Annotated in this window: 24 protein-coding genes; 5 read left to right on the plus strand and 19 right to left on the minus strand. The window is 37.4% G+C overall.

The annotated features are described in order from the left end of the window. Window positions 1-122 precede the first annotated feature (122 nt). The 7 genes from ACYVFA_RS23235 to ACYVFA_RS23265 form a co-directional block, all read right to left on the minus strand. Window positions 123-374, minus strand: a complete 252-nt coding sequence (locus ACYVFA_RS23235) for a hypothetical protein (RefSeq protein ID WP_460474261.1) — start codon at window positions 372-374, stop codon at window positions 123-125. A 181-nt stretch (window positions 375-555) separates the two neighbouring features. Further along, window positions 556-2,526 carry a heavy metal translocating P-type ATPase gene (locus ACYVFA_RS23240; protein WP_460474299.1) on the minus strand — a complete coding sequence of 657 codons (1,971 nt, stop codon included), beginning with the start codon at window positions 2,524-2,526 and terminating at the stop codon, window positions 556-558. 108 nt (window positions 2,527-2,634) lie between these two features. After that, entirely contained in the window at window positions 2,635-3,249 is a 615-nt protein-coding gene (locus tag ACYVFA_RS23245) for a hypothetical protein (RefSeq protein WP_460474262.1), read from the minus strand. Between the two features lie 251 nt (window positions 3,250-3,500). After that, window positions 3,501-4,757, minus strand: coding sequence for an efflux RND transporter periplasmic adaptor subunit (locus tag ACYVFA_RS23250; RefSeq protein ID WP_460474263.1), 1,257 nt, complete (start codon window positions 4,755-4,757; stop codon window positions 3,501-3,503). Window positions 4,758-4,768: 11 nt separating this feature from the next. Continuing rightward, window positions 4,769-9,112, minus strand: a complete 4,344-nt coding sequence (locus ACYVFA_RS23255; RefSeq protein WP_460474264.1) for a CusA/CzcA family heavy metal efflux RND transporter — start codon at window positions 9,110-9,112, stop codon at window positions 4,769-4,771. Continuing rightward, the gene (locus ACYVFA_RS23260; RefSeq protein WP_460474265.1) at window positions 9,102-9,308 is read right to left on the minus strand and encodes a hypothetical protein; all 207 of its coding nucleotides are present in this window, start codon (window positions 9,306-9,308) and stop codon (window positions 9,102-9,104) included. The genes ACYVFA_RS23255 and ACYVFA_RS23260 overlap by 11 nt, the downstream gene beginning before the upstream one ends. An 82-nt stretch (window positions 9,309-9,390) precedes the next feature. Continuing rightward, a complete protein-coding gene (locus ACYVFA_RS23265; RefSeq protein WP_460474266.1) occupies window positions 9,391-9,723 on the minus strand; it encodes a DUF6660 family protein in 333 nt (110 codons plus the stop codon). Between the two features lie 11 nt (window positions 9,724-9,734). On the opposite strand from ACYVFA_RS23265, the gene ACYVFA_RS23270 reads away from it, so the two are divergent. From ACYVFA_RS23270 to cysC, 3 genes are all read left to right on the plus strand, one after another. Beyond that, a complete protein-coding gene (locus tag ACYVFA_RS23270) occupies window positions 9,735-10,271 on the plus strand; it encodes an efflux RND transporter permease subunit (protein WP_460474267.1) in 537 nt (178 codons plus the stop codon). A 7-nt stretch (window positions 10,272-10,278) separates the two neighbouring features. Next, complete coding sequence (locus tag ACYVFA_RS23275; RefSeq protein WP_460474268.1) at window positions 10,279-11,172, plus strand: TolC family protein; 894 nt, start codon at window positions 10,279-10,281, stop codon at window positions 11,170-11,172. 208 nt (window positions 11,173-11,380) lie between these two features. Further along, window positions 11,381-11,923: an adenylyl-sulfate kinase gene (gene cysC, locus ACYVFA_RS23280; RefSeq protein WP_460474269.1), complete on the plus strand. Its 543-nt coding sequence runs from the start codon at window positions 11,381-11,383 to the stop codon at window positions 11,921-11,923. Between the two features lie 55 nt (window positions 11,924-11,978). Here cysC and ACYVFA_RS23285 read toward each other — a convergent pair whose 3' ends face one another. The 4 genes from ACYVFA_RS23285 to ACYVFA_RS23300 all read right to left on the minus strand — a co-directional run bounded on the left by ACYVFA_RS23285 (window position 11,979) and on the right by ACYVFA_RS23300 (window position 14,470). Further along, entirely contained in the window at window positions 11,979-12,311 is a 333-nt protein-coding gene (locus tag ACYVFA_RS23285) for a lasso peptide biosynthesis protein (RefSeq protein ID WP_460474270.1), read from the minus strand. Between the two features lie 98 nt (window positions 12,312-12,409). Beyond that, window positions 12,410-12,667 (minus strand): PqqD family protein, encoded by a 258-nt coding sequence (locus ACYVFA_RS23290; protein WP_460474271.1) that lies wholly within the window; start codon window positions 12,665-12,667, stop codon window positions 12,410-12,412. A gap of 12 nt (window positions 12,668-12,679) precedes the next feature. After that, window positions 12,680-13,534, minus strand: coding sequence for a sulfotransferase family protein (locus ACYVFA_RS23295; protein ID WP_460474272.1), 855 nt, complete (start codon window positions 13,532-13,534; stop codon window positions 12,680-12,682). Window positions 13,535-13,549: 15 nt separating this feature from the next. Then, window positions 13,550-14,470 (minus strand): hypothetical protein, encoded by a 921-nt coding sequence (locus ACYVFA_RS23300; protein ID WP_460474273.1) that lies wholly within the window; start codon window positions 14,468-14,470, stop codon window positions 13,550-13,552. Window positions 14,471-14,567: 97 nt separating this feature from the next. On the opposite strand from ACYVFA_RS23300, the gene ACYVFA_RS23305 reads away from it, so the two are divergent. Next, window positions 14,568-16,424, plus strand: coding sequence for an asparagine synthase-related protein (locus ACYVFA_RS23305; RefSeq protein ID WP_460474274.1), 1,857 nt, complete (start codon window positions 14,568-14,570; stop codon window positions 16,422-16,424). 121 nt (window positions 16,425-16,545) lie between these two features. On the opposite strand, the gene ACYVFA_RS23310 is transcribed toward ACYVFA_RS23305, so the two are convergent. The 8 genes from ACYVFA_RS23310 to ACYVFA_RS23345 form a co-directional block, all read right to left on the minus strand. Next, a complete protein-coding gene (locus ACYVFA_RS23310; protein ID WP_460474275.1) occupies window positions 16,546-17,070 on the minus strand; it encodes a phage tail protein in 525 nt (174 codons plus the stop codon). A 64-nt stretch (window positions 17,071-17,134) separates the two neighbouring features. Beyond that, on the minus strand, window positions 17,135-17,659 hold the full coding sequence (locus tag ACYVFA_RS23315) for a phage tail protein (RefSeq protein WP_460474276.1): 525 nt from the start codon (window positions 17,657-17,659) through the stop codon (window positions 17,135-17,137). A gap of 347 nt (window positions 17,660-18,006) precedes the next feature. After that, entirely contained in the window at window positions 18,007-18,141 is a 135-nt protein-coding gene (locus ACYVFA_RS23320) for a hypothetical protein (RefSeq protein WP_379790802.1), read from the minus strand. Between the two features lie 45 nt (window positions 18,142-18,186). Continuing rightward, window positions 18,187-18,714, minus strand: a complete 528-nt coding sequence (locus tag ACYVFA_RS23325; RefSeq protein ID WP_460474277.1) for a phage tail protein — start codon at window positions 18,712-18,714, stop codon at window positions 18,187-18,189. Between the two features lie 53 nt (window positions 18,715-18,767). Beyond that, window positions 18,768-19,289, minus strand: coding sequence for a phage tail protein (locus tag ACYVFA_RS23330; RefSeq protein WP_460474278.1), 522 nt, complete (start codon window positions 19,287-19,289; stop codon window positions 18,768-18,770). A 244-nt stretch (window positions 19,290-19,533) separates the two neighbouring features. Then, window positions 19,534-20,055 (minus strand): phage tail protein, encoded by a 522-nt coding sequence (locus tag ACYVFA_RS23335; protein WP_460474279.1) that lies wholly within the window; start codon window positions 20,053-20,055, stop codon window positions 19,534-19,536. A gap of 67 nt (window positions 20,056-20,122) precedes the next feature. Further along, entirely contained in the window at window positions 20,123-20,647 is a 525-nt protein-coding gene (locus ACYVFA_RS23340; protein WP_460474280.1) for a phage tail protein, read from the minus strand. A 750-nt stretch (window positions 20,648-21,397) separates the two neighbouring features. Further along, window positions 21,398-22,621, minus strand: a complete 1,224-nt coding sequence (locus ACYVFA_RS23345) for a cysteine dioxygenase (RefSeq protein ID WP_460474281.1) — start codon at window positions 22,619-22,621, stop codon at window positions 21,398-21,400. 599 nt (window positions 22,622-23,220) lie between these two features. Here ACYVFA_RS23345 and ACYVFA_RS23350 point away from each other — a divergent pair. Further along, complete coding sequence (locus tag ACYVFA_RS23350; protein ID WP_460474282.1) at window positions 23,221-24,426, plus strand: nucleotidyltransferase family protein; 1,206 nt, start codon at window positions 23,221-23,223, stop codon at window positions 24,424-24,426. Window positions 24,427-24,434 lie beyond the last annotated feature (8 nt).

The following is a 24,434-nucleotide window of genomic DNA, read 5'->3' on the forward strand; positions in this document are numbered from 1 at the left end:
TTCTTAAAATGCAAAGGTCAAGATTATTTTACTTCCCCACAACTTTTAGGGTTGATCCCAATAAATTTCAAAATAGCTTGAAATCCCAAAATGTAATACTCCTGTCCTGCTTGTCGGATTTTCTAATAAATCCCATCGTTTTTGAAAACGGTAATTGAAGCGAAGAACAGTTGAGGCAATTGGCCGCCAATTAATAGCAGGTATAATTGAGAAACTTCATCAATCCGGCAAGCCAGGTTAAATGCAGAATTCGGAAAACCTAAATGAGGCTTTTTACAAACTGGTTGTACTATATGAATAAAGCTTCCAATTTGTTTACTGCCGTATTGCATTGCATAGTGTATAGGCAAATCGATATATTTACCTATACCCATTGTGTGTTTTACTAAGGTTTTTTGTCTTTTAGATGGTTGTATTAAAATCAAGGGCAAACAACTTTACTGCTATTTTCTCAGCTAATACAAGTTCATCTTCCTGAAATTTATTATAGATTCCACCCATATATGAAATTTTTAATTCTCAGAATTTTCTGTTTCTGATAGCCATTTATGAGATTCAAACCTGTTTTTTCTGTATTCTTACTGCATTCAAAATAGCTAATAAAGCCACCCCTACATCGGCAATCACTGCCTCCCAAAGATTAGCTACACCACCTGCGCCTAACACAAGTACAACGACTTTTACACCCATAGCCAATATGATATTCTGCCACACAATGCTTCTGGTAATTTTGCCGATTTTAATAGCCGAAACAATGCGGGAGGGCTGGTCATTCTGGATTACCACATCGGCTGTTTCAATGGTAGCATCACTACCCAAGCCTCCCATAGCGATACCTGCATCTGCCAGAGCTACGACCGGGGCATCGTTCACCCCATCCCCAACAAAGGCGACATGTTTACCCTGATTTTTCAGGTTCCGCAATTTTTCTACCTTTCCTTCCGGTAATAAATCGCCATAGGCTTCATCAATTCTAATCTGCCCTGCTACATTATCCACTACACTTTGCTTGTCTCCTGAAAGCATGACTGTTTTAATATTCAGGGTATGCATCTGTTTAATAGCTTCTGCCGCATCTTCTTTTATTTCATCAGCAATCGTGATATAGCCTGCATATTTATTGTCTATGGCTACAGTTACAATGGTATCCACTACTTTTTCAATTTCAACTGGATAAGCAACATTGAATTTTTTTAGTAGTTTTACATTACCTGCCAGCACACTTTTGCCATCTACTTTTCCTTTTAATCCATGTCCGGCTATTTCTTCAATATCAGTTGCTTTAGCCAAATCTCCTTTTTCTTTGGCGTAATCGGTTACGGCTTTGGCGACAGGATGGGTAGAATTGGCTTCTACTGCCGCGGTAATTCTCACTAATTCATGTTCACTCATTTTATCAGGTACTACTTTCTGGACTTTGAATACACCTTTGGTGAGTGTTCCGGTCTTGTCCATAACAACTGTATTAACTTTGGTCATTACATCAAGGAAATTACCTCCCTTAAACAGGATTCCATTTCTTGAAGCAAGACCGATACCACCAAAGTAGCCTAAAGGAATTGATACAACCAAGGCACAAGGACAGCTAATCACCAGAAATACCAAAGCTCTGTAAAACCATGTCTGAAAATCGTAATCGTCCACGATAAAATAAGGCACAAAACAAACTGCTACTGCCAGAAAGAAGACAATAGGCGTGTATATCCTGGCGAATTTTGAAATGAATAATTGTGTTTGCGATTTACGGGCAGTCGCATCCTGAACCATTTCAAGAATGCGACTTAATTTACTGTCTTTAAACAGAGTTGTTACTTTTATTTCTGCCACGCTATTCAGGTTGATCATTCCGGCAAGAATAGCTTCTCCCTTATATTTGGTATCAGGCTTACTTTCGCCCGTAAGAGCGGCTGTATTGAAAGACGCACTTTCTGAAAGCAATTCTCCATCTAATGCTACCTTTTCGCCAGGCTTGGCTTGTATAGTTTCGCCTACTTTTACCTCTGATGGAGCTGCTTCCTGTGGTTTACCATTTCGGATAACTGAAACTTTATCAGGCCGCACATCCAGTAAGGCTTTAATGCTTTTCTTGGCATTGCTAACTGCTGCATCCTGAAACCATTCACCAATGCAATAGAAGACCATCACGGCTACGCCTTCAGGGAATTCGCCAATGACAAAGGCTCCTATAGTTGCCACGCTCATCAAGAAGAACTCATTGAAGATGTCACGTCTTTTGAGCTTGCGGAAAGCCATATCCAACACACGCCAACCCGCCAACAGATAAGCTACCAGATGAATAGTGAAATCAATCAATTTAGGTGGCATATAATCAAAGCCGAAGTTTAATGTCATCATGACAACAAGGATAACTAAAGCCAGAAGCAAATCCCAATGAGACTTCCATCCTGTTTCTTCACCCTCTGCACCATGGTCATGGCCGTCATCATCACTATGCTCTTCATGGTCATGATTGTGTTCTTCGTCGTCATCATGTTTATGCGTATTTTTATCTTTATAAACAGCCATTATAGATTTATTAGCCTCCTTATGAGTAGTATTTCCTGCTTTAGATGATTTTTTTGGCGTTTGCTCATCATCTGTGCTACAACATTCTTTTGCCATAATTTTAAATTTTTAAAATATAAAGAAAGATATGAATCCTGTTACGATTAATGTAATACCTGTAATGATTCCGGCATTGTCTTCGAGCGAATGCCAGTTCAATTTCAGTAAACCCTTATAAGCCAGAGATACCAATAATGCCATGCCTACCGTAGTTGTAGTTATATACATAATGGCTATACATGCCACCAACCAATAAGACTGCGTACCTGCCAGTAGAAAATAGGCTTCTATTTCCATACAGGGCGAAAAGAACATGGCAATGACTAATGCCATTACTATATGTCTTTTAGAGGTCTTTCTGGGTGGTATTTCAGACAAATGAAAATGCTTGTGATGGTGATGTCGGTATATAAAAACTAAGCCCAATAGTATAAAAATGACTGGTGCTACCAGGTGTGAAAATTGATTGATATTGTCTGCCATTGATTTACCCAGAAAACTCAATGCCAGGCCAATCAGAATGGTACTGAACCCATGCGCCAATGCAGCAGCAAGCGTTACCTGTAAAACCTCCCGGATTGACCATTGCTCCTTTTTACCAATTGCAATGACTGGCAACCAATGGTTAGGAATGGCAGCATGCAATACACTCAATAAAAAGCTCCCGATGATAATGTTATACATTACGGTTTCGATTGATTAAAGGCATCAATAAGTAAATCTTCTATTTGTTTGGGTAGGATACCATTCCCTGAAATACGAAGGGTAAGCATACCTGTTTCCACATTTTCTTCGAGTATAAAGTAATCTTCGATTTTTCCCTTGACAAAAAGTGCATCAAACTCAATCTATATATGAGCCAGTTGTTGATTAAAGTTTTCTTTCCAATCTTTTATGCTAGTTTTCATAGTGTATTATTGTATTAGAAATGATTTTTAGTGTCCATGATCATCACCACCCTCTGCATTAGCGATAGTCGATTGCAGATAAAAAGCCCCTTTGGTAACGATTTTTGCTCCGACTGGAATTTCCTGTAAAGGATTTACCTGAACAAAACCTAATTGAACTGTTCCTGTTTTTACCTCAATTCGTTTAAAATGTATGCCTTCGTCTTTCTTTTCTTCCGGTTTTTCTTTTCCTTCGGTAGGTTTATGAGTGTCTTCCTTTTCTTCTTCCTGAATAAAAATAAACTCTTTTCCTTCGGCCTTTACAATGGCATCAATAGGCAGGGTATTCACTTCATTCTTGCCAATATCAATCAAAGCACTCACATACATACCTGAAATCAGGCGAGCGTCACTATTATTAATATCAGCATGAACGGCCACAGATTTGGTTTCATTCTGGAAGGCTTTCCCAACGCTGAAAATTCGTCCCATAATCTCCTGATTACCCTGATTAGTAAGCACAAAACGAACACTCTGTCCGACCTTTATTTTAAAAAGATCTTTCTCATAGACCAGTAAATCAACGTGCATTTTTGTATTATCTACAATCGAAAACAAAGAAGTATCTGGGGCGATACTGCTACCTATTTTTATATTAACACCGGTTATATAGCCCGAAATAGGAGCAAGAATAGAAAGGAGTCCTGAGTTATCTTTTCCGTTCAGTGAGAGCGTACTCTCTAAAATCTTAATCTGATTGGTCAGGCTTTCGATTCTGCTTTTAGCTGATTCAAGGTCTGAGCTTACTTTCTGAAAATTCTTTTTAGCAGTTATATTTTCGTCACTCAATTCTTTCTGGCGGGCATACTCCAGGCTCAGGAAATCTCTGTTTACTCTGGCTTGTTCCAGTTGTTCGCTGAGCTTTTCTTTTTCGAGCCTGATATTATTAAAGTCAGTACTCTGAAAAGTAGCTAATACTTGTCCTTTTTTAACAAACTGTCCCTCAATTACGGCGATTGATTTGATAATACCTGCTACAAATACGGCTACATCGGCCTGATTCTGCGGTGGAAGTTTAGTATAGCCGTTAGCAGTAATCACTTCGCTCAGGTTTTTCTTTTCAAAATTCCCAAAAACGATCTGTGATGCCTGTACTTGGGCAGGGGTCAGTTCTACAATTCCGGCTGCATCTTCATGATGTTCTTCAGTTTCTTTTTTTTCTGTTTCTTTACTACAGGAAAATAAACTCAGTGCTAAAAAGATGACCCTTATATAATGAATGATTTTATGATGTTTGAATGGCATTTTTCAAAAATTTAGTTGTTCAATAAATATTGAATATTGATATTATTCTGGTTAAACTGATTGATGGCTTTCAGGTAATTTTGCTGAACACTCAAAGCCGTTTCTAAGCCTTGCAGGTATTCTACATAGCCTATTTCTCCGTTTTCAAAGGCTTTACGAGCACTACGAACTATAATCTCGGCATTGGGCAAAGCGGTTTGTGTATAATAGTTCAGTAAGGATTGATTGACTCTTTGCTCTTCCATTTGTTGGAGTAGTTGAGTAATCAGCTGGGTTTTCAGATAGTCGGCATTTTTCTGTTGTACGAGTATCTCCGTTTCTGCTGCTCTTACACGGGCATTGGCGGCTCTACCAAAAATCGGAATGCTTATCCCCAATGTAATTCCCTGAAAACGCGGCATACCATTGTAGAAAATTGTTTTGCCTTCTACCTCCTGATTCCCGGTCAATGACTGAATAAAATAACCTGCTGATAAATCCGGTCTGCGTAGGGCATTGTCCAGGTTTTTATTGGCTTCGGCAATACGTACCTGTTGAATGGCCTGCTGGAGTACTGGATTCTGATTAATGTAGACTGAATCAGTTACCAAAGGTTTTGAAAGCTGAAAGGTAGTATCAGCCTGAATGAAGTCTCCCTGCATATTTAACAAACGCTGAATCTTCAATTTTTCACTTCTAACCATTCCTTCGCTCTGCTTTCTTATTTGCTCCAGTTCCAGTTGTCTGGTTTCCGCAGTTGTTTTTTCAAGAAGCGTTCCTTCGCCTGTCCTGAGTCTTACAGTAGCAGCGTTGACAAGAAGATTCAGATATTCGCCTTGTTTTAGAAGTAGTTGATTAACTGCATTCAGGTATAAAATCCGATTCCATGATTGACGTATCTGAAAAGTAAGCTCATGTATGGTTGTTGCCAGTTTCAATTCACTGTTTTTGATATTGGCATTCATCAATTGTTTTCGGGCCTGAAACTGAAACGGATTAAAACTCTGCGAAATACTATAGTTCTGATCGAAGTTTCTTGAGTTATATTGCCCCAACATAGCATTCAAATCGGTCTTGGGCAATTCAAAAGCCGTAGGACTTAACTGATTCTGCGCCCTTATGCCAAGTTCATTAGCCTGTATCGACTGATTATTTTTGATAGCTGTTTCAATGGCCTGATTTAGGTTAAGCCTTGGTGTTTCCTGTGCCTGTGCTAAATTGTTCAGTAATAAAAATAGTATAATGGCGGTAGCTGTACCGGTTCTCCTACTTGGTTTCATATCTCTTTCGAGCAGAAGATATAAAATCGGTAATACAATCAGCGTAAGAAGTGTAGCAGTAATCAGCCCCCCGATAACTACTGTTGCTAAAGGTTTTTGAACTTCAGCACCTGAACCTCTACTTAATGCCATAGGCAAAAAGCCCAAAGAAGCTACAGAAGCAGTCATGATTACCGGACGGAGCCGTACTTTTGTGCCTTCTTTAATTCTATCAATCACATTCGTCCAACCCTCACACTTTAACTGGTTAAAATACCCGATCATGACAATACCATTGAGTACTGCAACTCCGAAAAGTGCAATAAAGCCAATACCTGCAGAAATACTGAATGGCATACCACGCAGCCAAAGAGCAAATACGCCACCGATAGCTGAAAGTGGGATAGCCGTAAAAATGAGTAGAGATTGTTTGATAGAATTAAAAGTAAAATACAGAAGCACAAAAATGAGCAATAAAGCCACGGGAACAGCCACAGATAAACGCTTATTTGCCTCAACCAGATTTTCAAATTGCCCGCCATAAGTCACATAATAGCCTTCAGGTAATTTGAGCTTTGCATCTAATTTTGCCTGAATATCATTTACCACCGATTTTACGTCACGTCCCCTTACATTCAACCCGATTACGATGCGGCGTCTGCCTTCTTCACGGCTGATTTGTGAGGGTCCCTGTTCAAAATTCACATCTGCTACCTGTTCCAATGGAATCTGATTACCAGTCGGGAGGCTGATGAAAATATTCTTTACATTAGAAATATCCTGACGAAAGTCTTTTTCCAGACGTACTACCAGTTCATAACGTTTCTCCCCTTCATATACCATTCCTGTTGCTTCTCCTGCAAAACCAGTCCTTACTACTTTATTCAAATCACCTACGTTCAAGCCATATAATGCCATTTTATCAGGATTATAGCGTATCGTGATTTGAGGCATTCCGGTAACTTGCTCTGCCTTAATATCTGCTACACCTTCAATGTTCCCGATAAGCCCTACAGCAGTATTAGCAGTAGCAGCCAGTTTCTCTAAATCTTCGCCAAAAATTTTGATGGCAATATCGCTTCTTACACCAGTCATCAATTCGTTGAAACGCATCTGAATCGGTTGCGATACTTCAAAGCCTATTCCGGGAATCTGCTCCATTTCTTCCTTCATTCTATCGGCTAATTCGTAGAAATCCTTAGTGGTCGTCCATTTTTTTTTGTCTTTTAAAATGACAATCAAATCACCTGACTCAATCGGCATAGGGTCAGTTGGTATTTCGGCAGAACCTATTTTAGATACTACTTCAACCACTTCCGGAAATTTGCTTTTGAGGATTTTCTCTAATTTTGTAGAGGTTTCAATACTCATATTCAGCGAACTACCATTGGCATTTCTGAAATTGATAGCGTAATCTCCTTCTTCCAGAGTTGGGATAAACTCACCGCCCATCCTGCTAAAAATAAATAAGGCAACCAAAAACAAGACGGATGCAATGCTTAAGATAATGGCCTTTAGATTTAATGCTTTGTCTAGAGCCGGACGATAATAGCGGTAAACGAAGTCAATAATTTTATCTGAAATGTTCTTTTTGTGGCTAATTGTTTTGCTTAAAAAAAGTGCAGAAGCCATTGGTACATACGTAAGCGAGAGGATAAAGGCACCCAGAATGGCAAAGGCCACTGTTTGAGCCATAGGCTTAAACATTTTGCCCTCTATCCCTACTAAAGTGAGAATAGGCAGATATACAATCAGAATAATGATTTCACCAAAGGCGGCACTACTTCTGATTTTGGTTGAAGCGGCCAATACCTCATCATTCATTTGTTCGGTAGTTAATCTACCTTCCTTATTCTGATGCAGACGATGAATGACTGCTTCCACTATAATCACCGCACCATCGACAATTAGACCGAAATCTATGGCTCCCAAACTCATCAGGTTGCCACTTACACCAAACAGATTCATCATGATAACAGCAAATAGCAAAGCCAATGGAATAACTGATGCTACTATCAGGCCTGCTCGAAAATTACCTAATAGGAGAACCAGTACAAAAATGACAATCAAAGCGCCCTCTATTAAATTGGTTTCAACGGTGCCGATGGCATTGTTGACTAATTTTGTGCGGTCAATAAAGGGTTCAAGTTCGACCCCTTTGGGTAGTGATTTTTTGATTTGCTCTACTTTAGCTTTAGTTCGGTTGACAACTGCCGATGAATTTTCTCCTTTCAGCATCAGCACCATGCCACCCACCACTTCGCCCTTACCATCTTTGGTGACAGCACCATAGCGTAAGGCTGCGCCCTCCTGTACCTTGGCAACATCCCTGATTAAGATAGGAACGCCATTGTTATTTTTAACGACTATCTTTTCAATATCGGGAATGCTCTTAACCATCCCCAAAGCCCTGATGAAGTACACGTAGGGTTGTTTATCAATATATGCCCCTCCGGTATTTTCATTATTCCGCTCAAGTGCATCAAAAATATCTGTAATCGTTATATTCATGCTTTTGAGGCGGTCGGGCTGTACGCCAATCTCGTATTGTTTTAGATGGCCACCCAAAGTTGTTACTTCGGCAATACCGGGAGTTCCAAGCAGTTGAGGTTTAACCACCCAGTCCTGAATACTGCGAAGCTTGGAAGCATCATATTGGTTTTCGAATCCCTTTTTGGCAAAAATCACATACTGGTAAATTTCACCTAAACCTGTGCTGATGGGCGCTAATTCGGGCGTACCTACGCCTTTCGGAATAAGACGTTCTGCATCTTTCAGCTTCTCGTTCATCTGCTGTCTGGCCCAATAAATATCTGCGCTTTCTTCAAAGACAAGAGTAACCACACTTAACCCAAACCGACTAAATGAGCGCATTTCTACAATTCGTGGAATTGTTTTTAAGGTTTGCTCGATGGGATAGGTTATAAACTGTTCTACTTCCTGTGTTGCTAACGTTGGAGCAGTTGTAATAATCTGTACCTGATTATTAGTAATATCAGGCAGGGCATCAATCGGTAATCGTGTTAAGTTATAGATTCCGACAAATACCAATGCCAACGTGAGTAAGCCGACGATGAACTTGTTCACGATTGAAAATTGTATGATTTTATCTAACATTTTTTTTATGAATGATTTCGTATTTATTGTAATGGTAAATTCTGGCCATGATACCCAAAGCCAGTACAATACCCAGAATTACAACAAATAGTATTTTCAACAACCTCATTGTGAATGGCTGAGGTGGTTGTTTTTTAGTATAGAATGGCTTAGTCAGAGGCTGGGTAGCCTTTTTTGACTTCTTATGAGTTGCCATTTTTTAATAGAAATAAATTAATAATAGCATAATACATACCCGTTTGATTAGGGCATATAACACAATTCATCAAAAGAAAAGACTAAGATAACTTGGGAGGTTGCCAGATATTTCCGAAGAAATTGGAAAGAGAAGAGTCGTTTTTATAAGCAACTCTTAGATTTTGTGTGAATACATAAGGTTGGTCTTCTGAAGCGAGAAAAGGAATATGAAAGTTGTAACTGATATTCGTTCCGCAACAGGTACAGATGCAAAAGGGAGAGCAAAACTCTGCATCGTCCTGATGCTCTGAGTGGCTTGATTGTGAAAATATTACTGGTACATTACCCACCTCATTGCAGTCCTCCACATCTCCGCAAGGCAGAAACGAGAGTGTCAGAATGTACATAGATAATATGAACTGAAGTATCTTCATGAAGCAAATTTATGCGAAAAATAAGTGCAACAGGTTTACAAAAAAGAATTATTTATAAAAAAAAGCAAAAAGACTATAATGTATATCTTCACAAACTGAGTACCATCAAAGAAGGCACAACGCTGGTGATTCGTATGCCTCCGGTAGATGGTTATGGAATCAGTATTGGTGCCGAACTTGTATTGCAGGACAAAATGGGTAGAGGAATAACTTCTTTAAAAGCTATGGCAGATAAGGTAATTGAACAGATTATGAAACAATCGGGCGTACAAAGTGCTTATACTGTATTTCGTGTCGATTATCCTCAATTTGAGCTGGAAGTAGATGAAGACAAAGCCATGCAGTTAGGCGTTGATGTGAGTGCGATGTTGGGAACTGTACAGAATTATTTTGCCGGAGACCAATCGCTGAATTTTACAAGATTTGGTAAATTTTATCGGGTAAACATCAAAGCTGATGGGATATTCAGAACTGACGAAAGTGCGTTCAATGAAATTTTTGTCAGAAATAATCAGGGCGAAATGATTCCGGTAATGACGCTTCTCTAACCTTACCATGGGAAGCCGACATCTTGGAAAAACAAAATTGCAGAAAGAGGCAACATTGGCAGAGTATTTTGCGCAGAAGGAAAATGTTGCAGCTCTTAGAACAAGAATTATTACACAAGTTGCCCAGGCTTATTATAACCTTCTTGCCTTGGACGAGCAAATACTTGTAGCTAACAAAAACATAGAATTGAGTGATAGTACCTTGCAGATTATCAGATTGCAATACAACTCGGGGCAGGTTAATTCATTAACGGTGGAGCAGGCGGAAATGCAAAAGAAAACCGCAGAGATACTAATTCCTGTAGCTAAACAAAATATAGCGGTACAGGAAAATGCGCTGAGTATACTCTGTGGTTCTTATCCTGATGCTATTGCAAGAAGTAAAGATAATTCAATGATATTGTCGGAGAGTATTTTTCCAAACGGTGTTCCTGCTTTGCTTTTAAGCCGTAGACCTGATATAAAAGCTGCTGAATATGCATTAATAGCGGCTAATTCAAGAACAGGATTAGCAAAAGTAGCCATGTATCCCACCATAAGTATTACCCCATCTATAGGAGCTAATTCATTCAAATTTGGTGTCTGGTTCGATTTGCCGGGGTCACTCGTAAAGAATGTTGGTGCAAATCTTTTACAGCCTGTTTTTCGTAAAAAATCATTAAAAACAGCCCATGAAATTGCAGAATTAGAACAAGAGAAATCTGGTTTACAGTTTAAACAATCTGTTTTGAATGCCGTAGGAGAAGTATCTGATGCATTGGTGAAATTAAAATACCTGGATGAACGTGCACTACTTACCGAACAGAAAAATACATACCTTACTAAAGCAACAAAGGATGCCTTGTTACTTTACAAAAGTGGTGTGGCTAATTATACTGGAAGTAATAATAGCGCAGAATAATACACTACAGAACGAACTCGACATTATCAATATCAAAAGAGAAAAACTGAATGCAACTACAGACTTGTATCGTGCACTTGGTGGTGGAACAGAGAACTGATTGAAATTATTTCCATTTCAATCAGTTTTGGTAATAATTAGATTAAGGAAAGAAAATTGTAGTTTCTTTAAGTTATCATCTGTACTTTGGTTTTCTAAAGAACTGAATATGAATGAACTTAAAGTAAAGGCAATTTGGCTAACTGGATTATCTGGTGCAGGAAAAAGTACTATTGCTAATGGGCTTTTTCAAAAACTAAGTGCATCAGGTATTAAATCTATTATTTTAGACGGAGATGCTATCAGGTATGGGATTAATAAAGATTTAGGGTTTTCTATTGAAGATCGATTGGAGAATATCCGAAGAGTAGCTGAAATAGCCCGACTATTTTTAAGTGTAGACATTATCCCTATCTGTGCTTTTATTTCACCAACGGAAGCAATCCGCGAATTTGCCAGACAAATTATCAGACCAGAAGAATTTATTGAGCTATACGTATCAACGCCATTGGCGGCTTGTGAAGAAAGAGATGTAAAAGGGCTTTACAAAAAAGCCCGATCAGGACAAATTCATGATTTTACAGGTATTCATTCTCCCTTTGAAATTCCTACTAATCCAGATATTGAAATAGACACAGAGAATAAATCAATTGATGCAACAATAGAAGAGTGTTTCTCTCAATTAATACAATTATTAAGAAAAACGCATTAGGAAATCTTAAGGACAGCGTTGATTTTAAGATTTGAGCGTGGTTGGTACTATTATTTTATGAAAAACGAGATTGAACCACATAGTCTTCCACTCTACAAAAGCCTGTTATCAATTGTTCATTAACAATGGTCCAGGCATGTCCTTCAATCACTCCATTTGCATTTTTCTTGAAGCCTATATAGATAGTATAGGGTATTTTATAGAAATTACAAAGTAGCTTTGCCTGATATGCCTGGTGTCGGCAGACATTCTTCCAGGGGCTATATTTACTGATTATTCTGATAGCAAAACTGATGTCTCTGACGAGCTGCATATCAATAGTATCTGATTGTATTACAGGCATGTCTCTCTTTCCGAAGGTAGCATTCTTCTTAAAAAAGAGCAGCATAATATAGCTATACAAAGAAACAGGAAACAGTACTAATAGAAGTATTTTCCGTCTGAAACTAAGGCGGTTAAAAACTTGTATTTGGCTGAATATAAACATCAGATAATATATTTTTTCGCTGCTAGCTTAGATATAGCCTCATCTACATCTGCTTTACATGCCTCTTCTGAAATATTATATTCTTTACAGAGATTGCTTACAATAGTTTCTACATTGTCACCTTCTTCAATTCCTTTAAGAATTTTGAAAAGCGTTTCATTCAGCGAGATGTATTCATTTGTGTCGATATCGCATAGTACTCCTTCCTCACCTAATTGTGTAAACAGGATTTTCTCAGTGTTAATTGTATAATTCATAGTTTCTAAGGTTTACCAATAACCAAAATGCCGCATCATTGGCTCGTTGGCATTACGTATTTTTTCTATTTGTTGCAAAGTCAATTCTTCTTTCCATCTATCTACTTTCCCTTTAAAAAAGAAAGTGGTAGCAGGTTTAGATTTTTCTTTAAAGTCTTTTTCTTGCTCTTGCTTTTGTAGTTTTTCAAACTCGGTTGCTTCAATTGCCTGTTCAATCTGTTTGTCATCCGCTTGTAGCCCAATGGCATTTACAGCACTTTTAAAAGTCTCAAACGGTTTGGCTTTCATATCTTCATATCTCATAAAATGAACAGGAAATGATGGAATCTTTAACCAACTTTCAACATGCATCGACCAGGTACCCAAGGGTTGATAGAATTGATTTTGATAAGAATTCCTTAGCCTGGAAAAAGCACCTGAAGGATTGATAATGAATTTATCAATCGTTTGATCAATAGATATACCTACATGATTAGCTAAAGATAGTACTACATCAAGCGGATTTCTGACTAGATAAATGGCTAGTTTAGATGGGCTTTCCGGAATTAGGGGTAGACCATCAATCTCTGAGAAAGTAAATGCATCATGAATCTTGAAATACAGTAATTTATCACTCTTTGCAGCCAAATAAGAAAAGGTAATTCGCTGAAAGTATTCTACTTGTCTTTGAGTCAGGTAATCAGCATTAAAATCCAGCGTTTCCTCACTAAAACATTTAGCAGAGAAAATGCCATTAGTTACCATTTTATTGATATCAACTGCTTCATTCGTTAAAAGAGCAGACAGAAACGAACGAAACCATGTATTACCAGATTTAGGATAAGATGCCAGCCATACTATTTTAGGGTCTTTTGTTAATCTCTCCATAAATTAAAAACAGGGTTATTTTAAGAGATTAATGATTTCGTTTTCAATAGTATCAGCAAATACCTGAAATGTAGGCTTACCTTTAGGGCGAGTGGCTCTCCATGCTGGTAAGACATTAGCAATACTTGTAAGATACCTAAACTGAAGTTTGTTTTTCTTCATTTTTAAAACCCATTGCCTTCTGTAAATATTATTACTTAATGCAGGCATAGCAATATTAGGATTAATCTTTTCAATACATATTTTAGTGCCCTCTTCCGCCAGAAATACAATACCGGCTACTTCTACTTCCTCTTTTACAAATTTCTCATGAAACAAGAATCCATATTTATTTAAGCTTGAATCAGCACGTAATAAATGTTTTTCATGCTCATTTAAGATAGTTTGTTCGGCAATTGTGTTCTGCCATAAACGCATCATTGGATAAGAGGCCTGAGCAAAACATCTACCCTTGTCTATTTTTAATATGGTAGTATCATCCGTAAAAGGAGCATATCCTTTTTGTTGTAGCATAACTGATGTAGTAGATTTACCTCCACGAGATGGTGCGGCAAACAGTAAAACTTTATTATCGTTTATAAATACTCCGGATACATGGAATGGAAGCAGATTCCTCTGAAATAATGCCGCTGCCATGCAATTAGAATAAAAATAGAGTAATATATCTTCCTGTTTATCACACTGGGGTTCAATAATTATTTCCTCGCCTTTGTAAATATAGTATCGGGCTACACCGGGCATTGTATAAATAAACTCTTCTTCATTAAAAGTTGAAAGAGGTTTTATTTCTAAGGCTGGATTCTTTAATTGATCCGGAACAGTTCCTATAGATACCTTTATGGGCAGTACTTCACTTACTTCTGGTTGTGTAATAAAAGCGGGTAGTTCAATAGTTGAAATAATCGGAATTCCGTATGCGAGGTAATTAAAAGTCATTACAGCTTTTTTTCTGTAAATTAAGTATTTTTGAAATAGAAATAAAAATTTATCTCTTGGTTCTTGTTTTATTTGTAGTATTATTTTGAAGACTTTTATGTCACAATTCTTTGGCTGTATTTCTTTTAATTCTGATTTTAATGTGGCAGAGGTAGTTTCAGAAATGCAACAACCTACCAGTTTTTTTAAGCCCGATGCGCTTGGAATCTACCAGACAAACGAGGTATTTATATGCAATAAATTTTTATTCAATACGCCTGAGTCAATAAATCTGAATGATATTTGCCAGAATGAGCGTTATATTCTGGCAGCGTCTTGCAGAATAGATAATCGGGCTGAACTAGCCAATAAAATACCTATAAAGCAACCTCTGGTTATATCTGATCACGAATACATTCTGGCTGCTTATACCCACTATCAAGAAGATTGTGTTAAGCATTTATTGGGTGACTTTGCCTTCATTATATGGGATAAGCAAGAAAAAAAACTTTTCATAGCTAAAGACCATATAGGATTTAAAACCCTATTCTATACCTATCAGCAAGGAGTTATTTTTTTTGCAAGCGATTTGAATGCTTTTCTACATCTTACATCTCTTAAAGCTCAATTCTCTAAATCATATATAGCAAGTGCGCTTTATGGCGACTATATTCTTACCTCGGCCGGAATTCAACATACTTGTTATGAGAATGTATTTAGGGTAAAACCAGCGCATTATTTATTGTTTACCAGAGAGTCGCTTAAAGAAGTAAAGTATTGGTCACTAAATCCGGTTTTTTCGACCAAACAAAAAAAGAAAGAAGAATACTATCATGAATTTTTTGAATTGTTCCGGACTGCCGTCAGGTGCAGAATGCGTGGCATTGAGCGCTTTGGCGTAGGTTTAGAATTGAGTGGTGGGCTCGATTCCTCAGCTATTGCTTGCATGAGTAAAGAAGTATTTGATACTGATAACCGGTTTTTTGATAATCTTCACTCTTATTCATTAGTGCAGTCTATTGAAGGGCGCACCCATCATCAGGATTTTCACGACGAAGAACCATTGCAGGAATTAGCTTTAGAAAAAATAAAACTTAATAGAGAAAAGGTTTTCAAATTAAGAAAACACCCTTTTGATTCTTATCTGGCAGAATTAAACTACGGTACACAAGTACACGGAGGGCTAAGTAAAGTGAATTTTACCTGGCAAAAGTCTATTTATGAAGCCATGAATAAAAACAATTGTCGGGTTAAATTAAGCGGTTTTGCAGGAGATGAATGTGTGACGGATAGTGGAGAATGGTGGCTATTTGATATTTTCTATAAAGCTGATTTAAAGACTTTATTACAGGAATTCCGGAGTTTTAATAAAAATAGTTATCTATTGATGGCGAAATTTCTCCGTTATAAATTTTTCGGGTATAAAGTAAACGACCAGACTAAAAACAAAACCGAAGCTGCCAACTATCTTAATAAACCCTTTGAGAAAGACTTGTTGCCGATAGAAAACAGGCTAGATACGAAATCTTATAAAGATTATCTGATATCAAAAATAAACCGGCCTTATACTTCTTTACGCTTCGAAACCGAAACATTGCATGCCTTAAGATTCAATACCGAATGCCGCTATCCGATGGCTGATATCAGATTATTGGAGTTTATGATGAGACTCCCTTCAGACTTATTCCGGCCTAAGGAAAACAAAAGGCAGTTTATTAGGAATGCATTAGGCGATATATTGCCAGAGGCCATAAAGTATAGAAATGATAAAAGCAGCGCTGTTGTACCTTATTTCAGATATAAGAATGCTATTTTCCTGAATCAGCTATTAGCTGATAAGCCTGTTTTAAAAAGTGATATAGTTAATATAGAAAAGATAGAAGAAAGACTAGCCAACCCTGATAAAATGAAAAGGGAGAGCGATGTCGCCTCCCTTTTGGCCGCTATTTACATTGCTGCTGAAACTTCTTTATGAAGCAATTCTACCTATAATAAGTCCAGATTTATTCATTGTTTTAAAGAAACCTGAAGATCACTTTCTGATTGATTGGTATGCTACTCAGATTATTCCCAGAAGCCATTAGAGGTGAGTTTTATTACCATGGTCTTGTTGGATATAAACCTTGTATACAAATAATAAAATTAACACATGAATAAGGAGGCATATTATTATGTGGCTGCCCTCCACCACTATAGGAAACAGCTCCTGTATTCATTGGCAATAGCTGATCGCCTGGGTTTTGTTGAGCATAAAAATTACCAGCAGAATTACCAAGAAAATTATTTGCCGGGCTTGTAGTCTCTCTATTACCAGATATGGCATTATAAGTATGGCTATGTGGTGGAATATTGTTAGCAGTAAGTGTTACACCCTCTTCTCCGGCTGATTGTCCAAGTGGCCGAGCTGTAAGATTAATACCATTACCTGCCCCTATTGGCATACGCCCTCTTAAATCTGGTAGTTTAAAATTTACACCGTTCTGTCCTCCATAAGTATTGCCGATGAGAGAGTATAATGCAGTATATTGTTGAACCGTTAATGTTTGTCCTTCGCACAAAAGATAGCCTTGTGGGGCATAGTTACCCGCAAACATTTTAATCATTCCAAGATATTCTTCCATTTTATTAATTATTTTTAGATACAGTTAAAAATTATTTTGAGTATATTCTATTTCAATCTGTTTATCAATGGCGTACAGGATATAAACCATCATAGCAAATAATATATTTTACCACCAGAAAAGGAGGCATATTATTATGCGGCTGGCTGCCACCAGGTGAAGTTGAGATAACTGACGGATTCATCGGAATTAAAGTATCTCCCGGATCTTGCTGGCAATAAAAGTTTCCTGCTGCTATACCGAGATAATTATTGATAGGAGACGTAGTTTCTCTAGGGCCATTTAAGCCATTAGAACCGTGAGTATGGCTAGGAAATGTTGACGGAGTAATTGTTACGCTTTCAACTCCATTTTTAGTTCCAATAGGTCTTGTTGTTAGCCCGGGACCTGTACCCATATCTAAAGGAACACGGCCTCTTAAATCCGGTAAAGCGAAATTTACTCTTCCATCACCGCCATATATATTACCTATAACTGCAAAGAGCAATTGAAACTGATTGATAGGTAACAAAGAGCCGTCACAAATGTACCAGTTCTGAGGTACGTAAATGCCAGCCCAAGGTTTTATAATGCCAACATATTCATCCATAATTTGAATAAAAGTTTTTAAAGGTTGAAAAATCTTAAAAAAAGACAAAAACAATCATAGCCGTTGTTTTATGAGCAACGAAATATTTAAACCAGTAAGACTTTAATAAAATAGTGTAACAAAGTGCCTTTTGAAGCTTGTCTGCTTGGGTATTTTTTAGCACTCGCCACTATTACTTTAATTTCCCGAAAGTGAAAAAAGAGTCTCTACAGTAGAAAACCTCCTGATTTTATTTAATACTGTAATGACTATTAAATTTAACCAGAAAGTTTTCCCTATCTTCCTCAACTTTTTAAATACGCCATATTTTAAGCGCTATTTATATAGTTTCGGAGTGATTTCTTACATTAAGATCCTCCAGTGGCAGATTCTAATCCACCTCCACCAAATGAATCAATGTCAATAACTTCTTGCATTTCTGGTTTAATCCATTGTTTTTTCTCTGATGCAACTTCTGGATTTTGTTCTAATTGATTTTCCATGGTACTTAAGGTATTATATATATAAATAAATTGGCATAAACTTTATTAAAATGGTCTTGGCGGATAAGTCCCGTTTACACAAATAACGAAATTGAAAGTTACAAACGGAGGCATATTATTATGGGGCTGGTTTCCACCAATTGAAGTAATAATTCCGGCATTCATAGGCAATAATTGATCGGTAGGGTCTAGCTGAGAATAAAAATTACCGGCAGCAGCACCAAGATAATTATTAGCCGGGCTTGTAGCCTCTCTGTTACCTGCCAACGCATTGTAGGTATGGCTGTGTGACGGAATAGTATTAACAGTAAGTGTTACAGTTTCATCACCGGCAAATTGGCCAGGTGTCCGAGGTGTAAGACCTGGGCCGTTGCCCGATCCAATTGGCATACGACCTCTTAAATCTGGTAAATTGAAGGTAGTTCTGCCATCTCCGCCATATTGAGTACCAAGAATAGTGTATAATGCTTGATATTCGTTAATCTGTAATGATTGTCCCTGGCATAAAAGAAAGTTAACAGGAGCAAAATTGCCCACGAATAATTTAATCATTCCGATAAATTCGTCTTCCATTTTACTTATTATTTTTAGATACAGTTAAAAATTATTTTGAGTATTAATAGGCTCTATTGAGGACGTTCAGGAAACAATCCATTCACGCAAATGATATAGTTCACTACAAGAAAAGGGGACATATTATTATGAGGCTGGCTACCACCGAGTGCTGTTGAAATAACGCGGGGATTCATAGGAAGCAAGGTATCTCCCGGATCTTGTTGACAATAGAAATTCCCCGCAGCTATGCCTAAATAATTATTTGTAGGAGAAGTGGTTTCTCTTGCTCCATTCAAACCATTCGAACCATGTGTATGAGTCGGGAAAGTTGAACTGTTAATGGTTACGGTTTCAGCGCCACTTTTCAATCCAAGAGGTTTGGGTGTCGGAGTTGTAGCTGGTCCTACAGGGGCACGGCCTCTTAAATCCGGCAACCCAAAGGTAGTTCTACCATCGCCCCCATACATTGTACCGATAATTGCGTAAAGTGCCTCATTCTGTTGTATTGGTAGCACAGAACCATCGCAGAGAGCCCAGTTTTCTGGAACGAAAAGGCCTACCCAAGGTTTAATAATACCCATATATTCATCCATGATATGAATAAAAGTGTTTAAGGTTGAAAAATATTTAAAAAAGAAAAAGGCTTATCAGTGCTGTTGTTTTACAAACAGCGAGTTATTTGAGCCAATATGATGTTCTAAAACAAGGTGTTTTCCGATGTTTACTTGCCTGATTGGCGTTAATGTCCGGCATGGTTTCTTCTATATTCCGGCATAAAAAAATGAAGTATGCTTCATTCACACGAAAACAGCCTGCATAATCAAATGCGTACTTTTATTATTGTCTTGACGGAAAGATGCCAAATACACAAATAATAAAATTGATACATAAAAATGGAGGCATATTGTCATGTGCCTGTCCTCCACCAGCTGGAGAAATGGCTCCTTCGTTCATAGGTAATAACTGATCACCAGAGTCTTGTTGAGAGTAAAAATTACCGGCAGCAGTACCTAAAAAGTTACCAGCCGGGGTTGGCGCTTCTCTACTGCCTGATAAAGCATTGTAGACATGATTGTGTGGAGGAACCTGGTTGGTATTAAGTGTTACTGTTTCTACACCGGCATATTGGCCGAGTGGCCGGGGAGTAAGACCTGGGCCAGAACCCATACCGACTGTTATACGCCCTCTGAAATCCGGTAGTTTGAAACTGGTTTTGCCATCTCCGCCATAAGTAGTGCCAATAACAGCAAATAAGGCATTATATTTACTAATTGGCAAGGTATCACCATTACACAAAAGATAGTTTATAGGAGCATAATCACCGATAAACATTTTGGTCATTCCAATATATTCTTCCATTTTATTAATTATTTTAAAGGTCTTTAAAGCCTATTTTAAGTAAATAGTTATATTTTTCTACTCTGTATTATGGTCTTGACGGGTATATACCGTTATAGCAAATAATAAAATTTACTACCAGAAAAGGGGGCATATTATCATGCGGCAGATTATCTCCTGGGGAATCCGAAACAGTTTTATCATTCATAGGAAGTAAAGTGTCGCCTGAGTCTGGCTGGCAGTAGAAATTACCGGCTGCTATACCTAAGTAGTTACCGGTAGGAGCATTCGTCTCTCTTGATCCGGTAAGTCCATTATACGTATGCGTGTGTTTAGGGTAGGTTAATGGCGTAATGGTTACATTTTCAAAACCGCTTTTTTCGCCAAGATTTCTTGGGGTTAGCCCACCACCTGTACCCAAACCAATTGGAATTCGACCCCTCAGATCAGGCAAGCCAAAAGTCCTGATACCATCGCCACCATACCTTGTTCCCATCAGAGAGTAGAGCACTTGAAAAGTGCCAATGGGCGCTAATGAGCCATCGCATAGTAACCAGTTCTTAGGAGGGAAATTTCCCAAAAACGGTTTGATAATGCCAATATATTCATCCATAATGTGAATAAAAGTGATTAAAGGTTGAAAAAATAATTTAGGAAACGACAAAAGCTGCCCAAGCCGTTGTTTTAAAAGCAACGGTATATTTAAACCAATAAGAATCTTATCAGATGAGCAAGCCAGAGTGCCTTTGAAGCTTGTCAGCCTAGTTGTTTTTTAATTATGCGGCATGAAAACTTATAACACTTGAGCGTAGCTATAAAATATATTCATGCATTCTGTGAACAAAAGTGTTTAGTTGTTAAGAGAATTTCTAAAAAGACAGATACCTCTCCTATCATTGTTTACAAAACAATAAATGCTTAGGTTAATAAAACTTTTCTCAGATTTAGTAAGACAGGGCCCTTTTGAAGCTTGTCAGCTCAGTTGTTTTTTTTGACTATACGGTACAAATGAAAATAATGATTCTTAGTTTTCCAAGAATTTGCTTGTATTTATTTTTCGGCACTAAGTTTCTGTGTAAAAATAATACTATCATATTTGTTCAGGATCTTCAAACGATAGCCTCTTCCCAGACCTGAAACTTACCATCATTAGGTTGATGTAAACACATCTTACCTCCCGAATACAGATTTACTTTAAATACTAATTTCAGACATCCAACTTTGCGATTCTGGTTTTAATTTTAATAACCTGGTTGAATGGTTTTTGACAGCCTTTTGATAACCTTTCAGACTTATTAGTTAAATGCACTCTTTAGTCGCGAAAAATTACTGATCCGCAACTAACGCAACTAATATACGTAAATCATTTTTTGCCCAATTCCTTTTGCATTTTATCCTTGAATTCTACAAAGTCTAAATCAGAGTCAGGCTCATATTGTTGTATCTTATCGTCGTCACTCATATAATCAAAATAGTCATAATGCCCTAAATCATTCTCATCATACATATAGCACTGAATGGTAATACATGTTGGGCCGGCTTCATTAGGGTTTTGTAATTTATGAAACTGATTGAGTGTAGGGCTAATCCAGGTAATGTCTCCTTCTGAAAACACTGCCTCACCAAAAGGTTTATCTGTGCCCAGATACGGAAATAGTTTGACATTTATCTGCCCGTGTAAAACCCGGATAACTGCGTTGGCCCCAGCGTGGTTATGAATAGGGGAGTAACAGCCCGCCGGCCAGATTTCCATGACATATGGTATGCCCGGTGACTCACCCCCATTCTGCCCTAAGGTAATTCTGAGATATACTTTTTTAGGGTCTTTATCTCCAAACTCTCCGGCTTTTTCTTTGAGTTTTTCATAACACCAGCACCCGGGAGTAGCAATGCTATGTTCGATTGCTTCAACAAAATCAGGGAAATCTGATGTATTAAGTGTGAAATTGTTACCAGCTATATTATCATATAGCTTCTGAGCAATAGTAGAAAGATTTGCTTTAGGCAGAAAAGTACCATTGGCAATCATGTCCATCGTTAATTCATTAGTATTTTTTACCATTAACGGAACATCGTCAAGGATAGGATCGCGCAGAAGCCTTAAAAGGCTTATTTGTTCATCATCATAGCTGAAATTGGTTAAGCTCTCTAATAATAGTTTAGTAGAGTGGCCAATAGGGAACTGATAAAGAAATGTTTCAGTCTCTAAGCGGGATTCTCCCACACCAAATCGCAAACATTGTTTTTGCGCATCTAGGCTTGCCCAATAAAAAGCTCTCGAATGGGTGGTGAGCCCACTATCATTTTTTTCATACAATATGCTGCCATTCTGAGTCAGAATTATCTTGCCTACCTGCATTTGTAATTCAATATTTACACTTTTGGCTTCATTATGAAAAGACAGAAAGGTTGAAGTGTCGGATGAGAATTCTTTAAGTGCTTTGAAAATTACCACTCCCTGCCCTTTAATGATAAGCGCCAGGTTATTGATAACGGCAGGCATTACCTCCATTGAAGCAGACGCAGCCGGAGCAATCGTGAACTTCCGCTCACGACTGAACTGAAAATTAGGATTTGAAAACGACACAGAACAAAAGTTTTAATATTTATAAAAAACTTACGCAAAAGTAAAACGCAAAAGAATTAATCTCATGCTGATAAAAAAGCGGGCCAATCCCTGTTTTTTGATTACTCAAATGAAGTAACCGCAAAAAATGATTAATGATTTTATCCGAAAAAGCATTTGCAAATTTTCGAATGGAGCTAGTTACTTGTGAAGGAAATGGTTATTAAACTCAGCAAAAGTTTCCTTTCAGAAGTAAAGCGTTTTTATATTATAGAAGTTTGGCTTGAAATACGTTATAAAACTATGTAATCCCATTTAAATAAACAATACGTATACTGCATTATTTTTTTTTGGTAGAAATTTGGGCCTTATTATCCATCAATACAACAAAGAAATAAAGCTTTTCTACCTCATCATTTATTCCTATAAAACCAACTCATGAGTTTTGCTATTTGTATTTACTTTAATATTTTCCTAGTTTCGCTTTTGATATTTGCTGGCAATGCTTTTTCTGTTTCTTTACTAACAAAGAGAGAAATATCCTCGCTGGAGTACTCAGTTTCTAACAGATTGAGCAAATGAAAACGCTAAACCCTTTTAATTAAATCAAACCGACTTTCATGAATAATCAAAAGACCCTCTTTTCTTTCGAATTGCAGGTTTTAATTGAAGCCATTAGGCTTATTCTTCTTAATAAACAAAAAGATACATTTTCAGCGCTTATTAATTCATCAGATATAGATTGGGAAAGATTGACCCAGATGGCCGTGTATCATCGGATAAGACCTCTGCTTTATGAAGCCTGCCGAATTGTCGGCTTTGAAAATAAGTCTGTTGCTGTTCTGAAAAAATTTGTCCGGAATCAGGCGATGAACGATTTATCAAGTATTCAGGAACTGGGAAACATATTAGCCTTTTTTCAGGAAAATGATATAGAGTGTATACCTTACAAGGGCATTCTTTTCTCTGAAAAGCTTTATGGCAAAAAGCCATACCGTGAAAGTTGTGATATTGATATTCTCGTAAAACCAGAAAAAGCTTCTAAAGCTGCTAAATTACTACTTGAAAATGGCTATAATCTAACTACAAAACATACAGAAATACACAAAATTGATGATGATTTTATTGATGACTTGATAAAAAGGGCTCAAAACGGAGAGCTTGGACTATATAAAGAATCACCTATGGGAATTAAATTATATATAGATTTTCATTGGGCGATAGGAGAGAATTTTCATTTCTATACCATTGATCTGAATGAGTTTTTTGAACAAACTGAAATTGAAAATTTTCAAAGAAAACTAGTACGTATCCCAAATGCAAAAGCCATTTTCAAAATGATGCTTAATCATCATGGTGGAAGAGGTTGTTGGTTAAGGCTCAAAGATTTTGCCGATTTAATAGCATTCAGGAATAGGTATCCAGAGCATGATTCCTCATGTCTAAGAAATTGGGCCGAGGAAATGAAAATGAAGAAGATTTTTGATACAGGTAATGCCATCATGGAGAATATATTTTCTGAATCTGGAGAATCGATAGTATTTGAACAAAAAATCGGACACAGGATTTTTTCTTTTTGGGAAAAGAGTCGGCATTACGATAGATTCTTGCCAAAAATAAAATACAAATCTATTTATCGTCAATTACAGGACACTCCACTTTCATGGGCTGAGTACACACATCAATTAATAAAATTCTATTCTTTACCCAATGCACTTGAAAGAAAGAGACTCATGGTCTTCCCGGATAGATTTACTTACCTGAATGCACTATCAAAACTAATCTCTTATCTATGGTATAGAGTAAAAATTAAGAAAATTGTATAATTGTTTGT

The organism is Emticicia fontis (assembly GCF_054779675.1).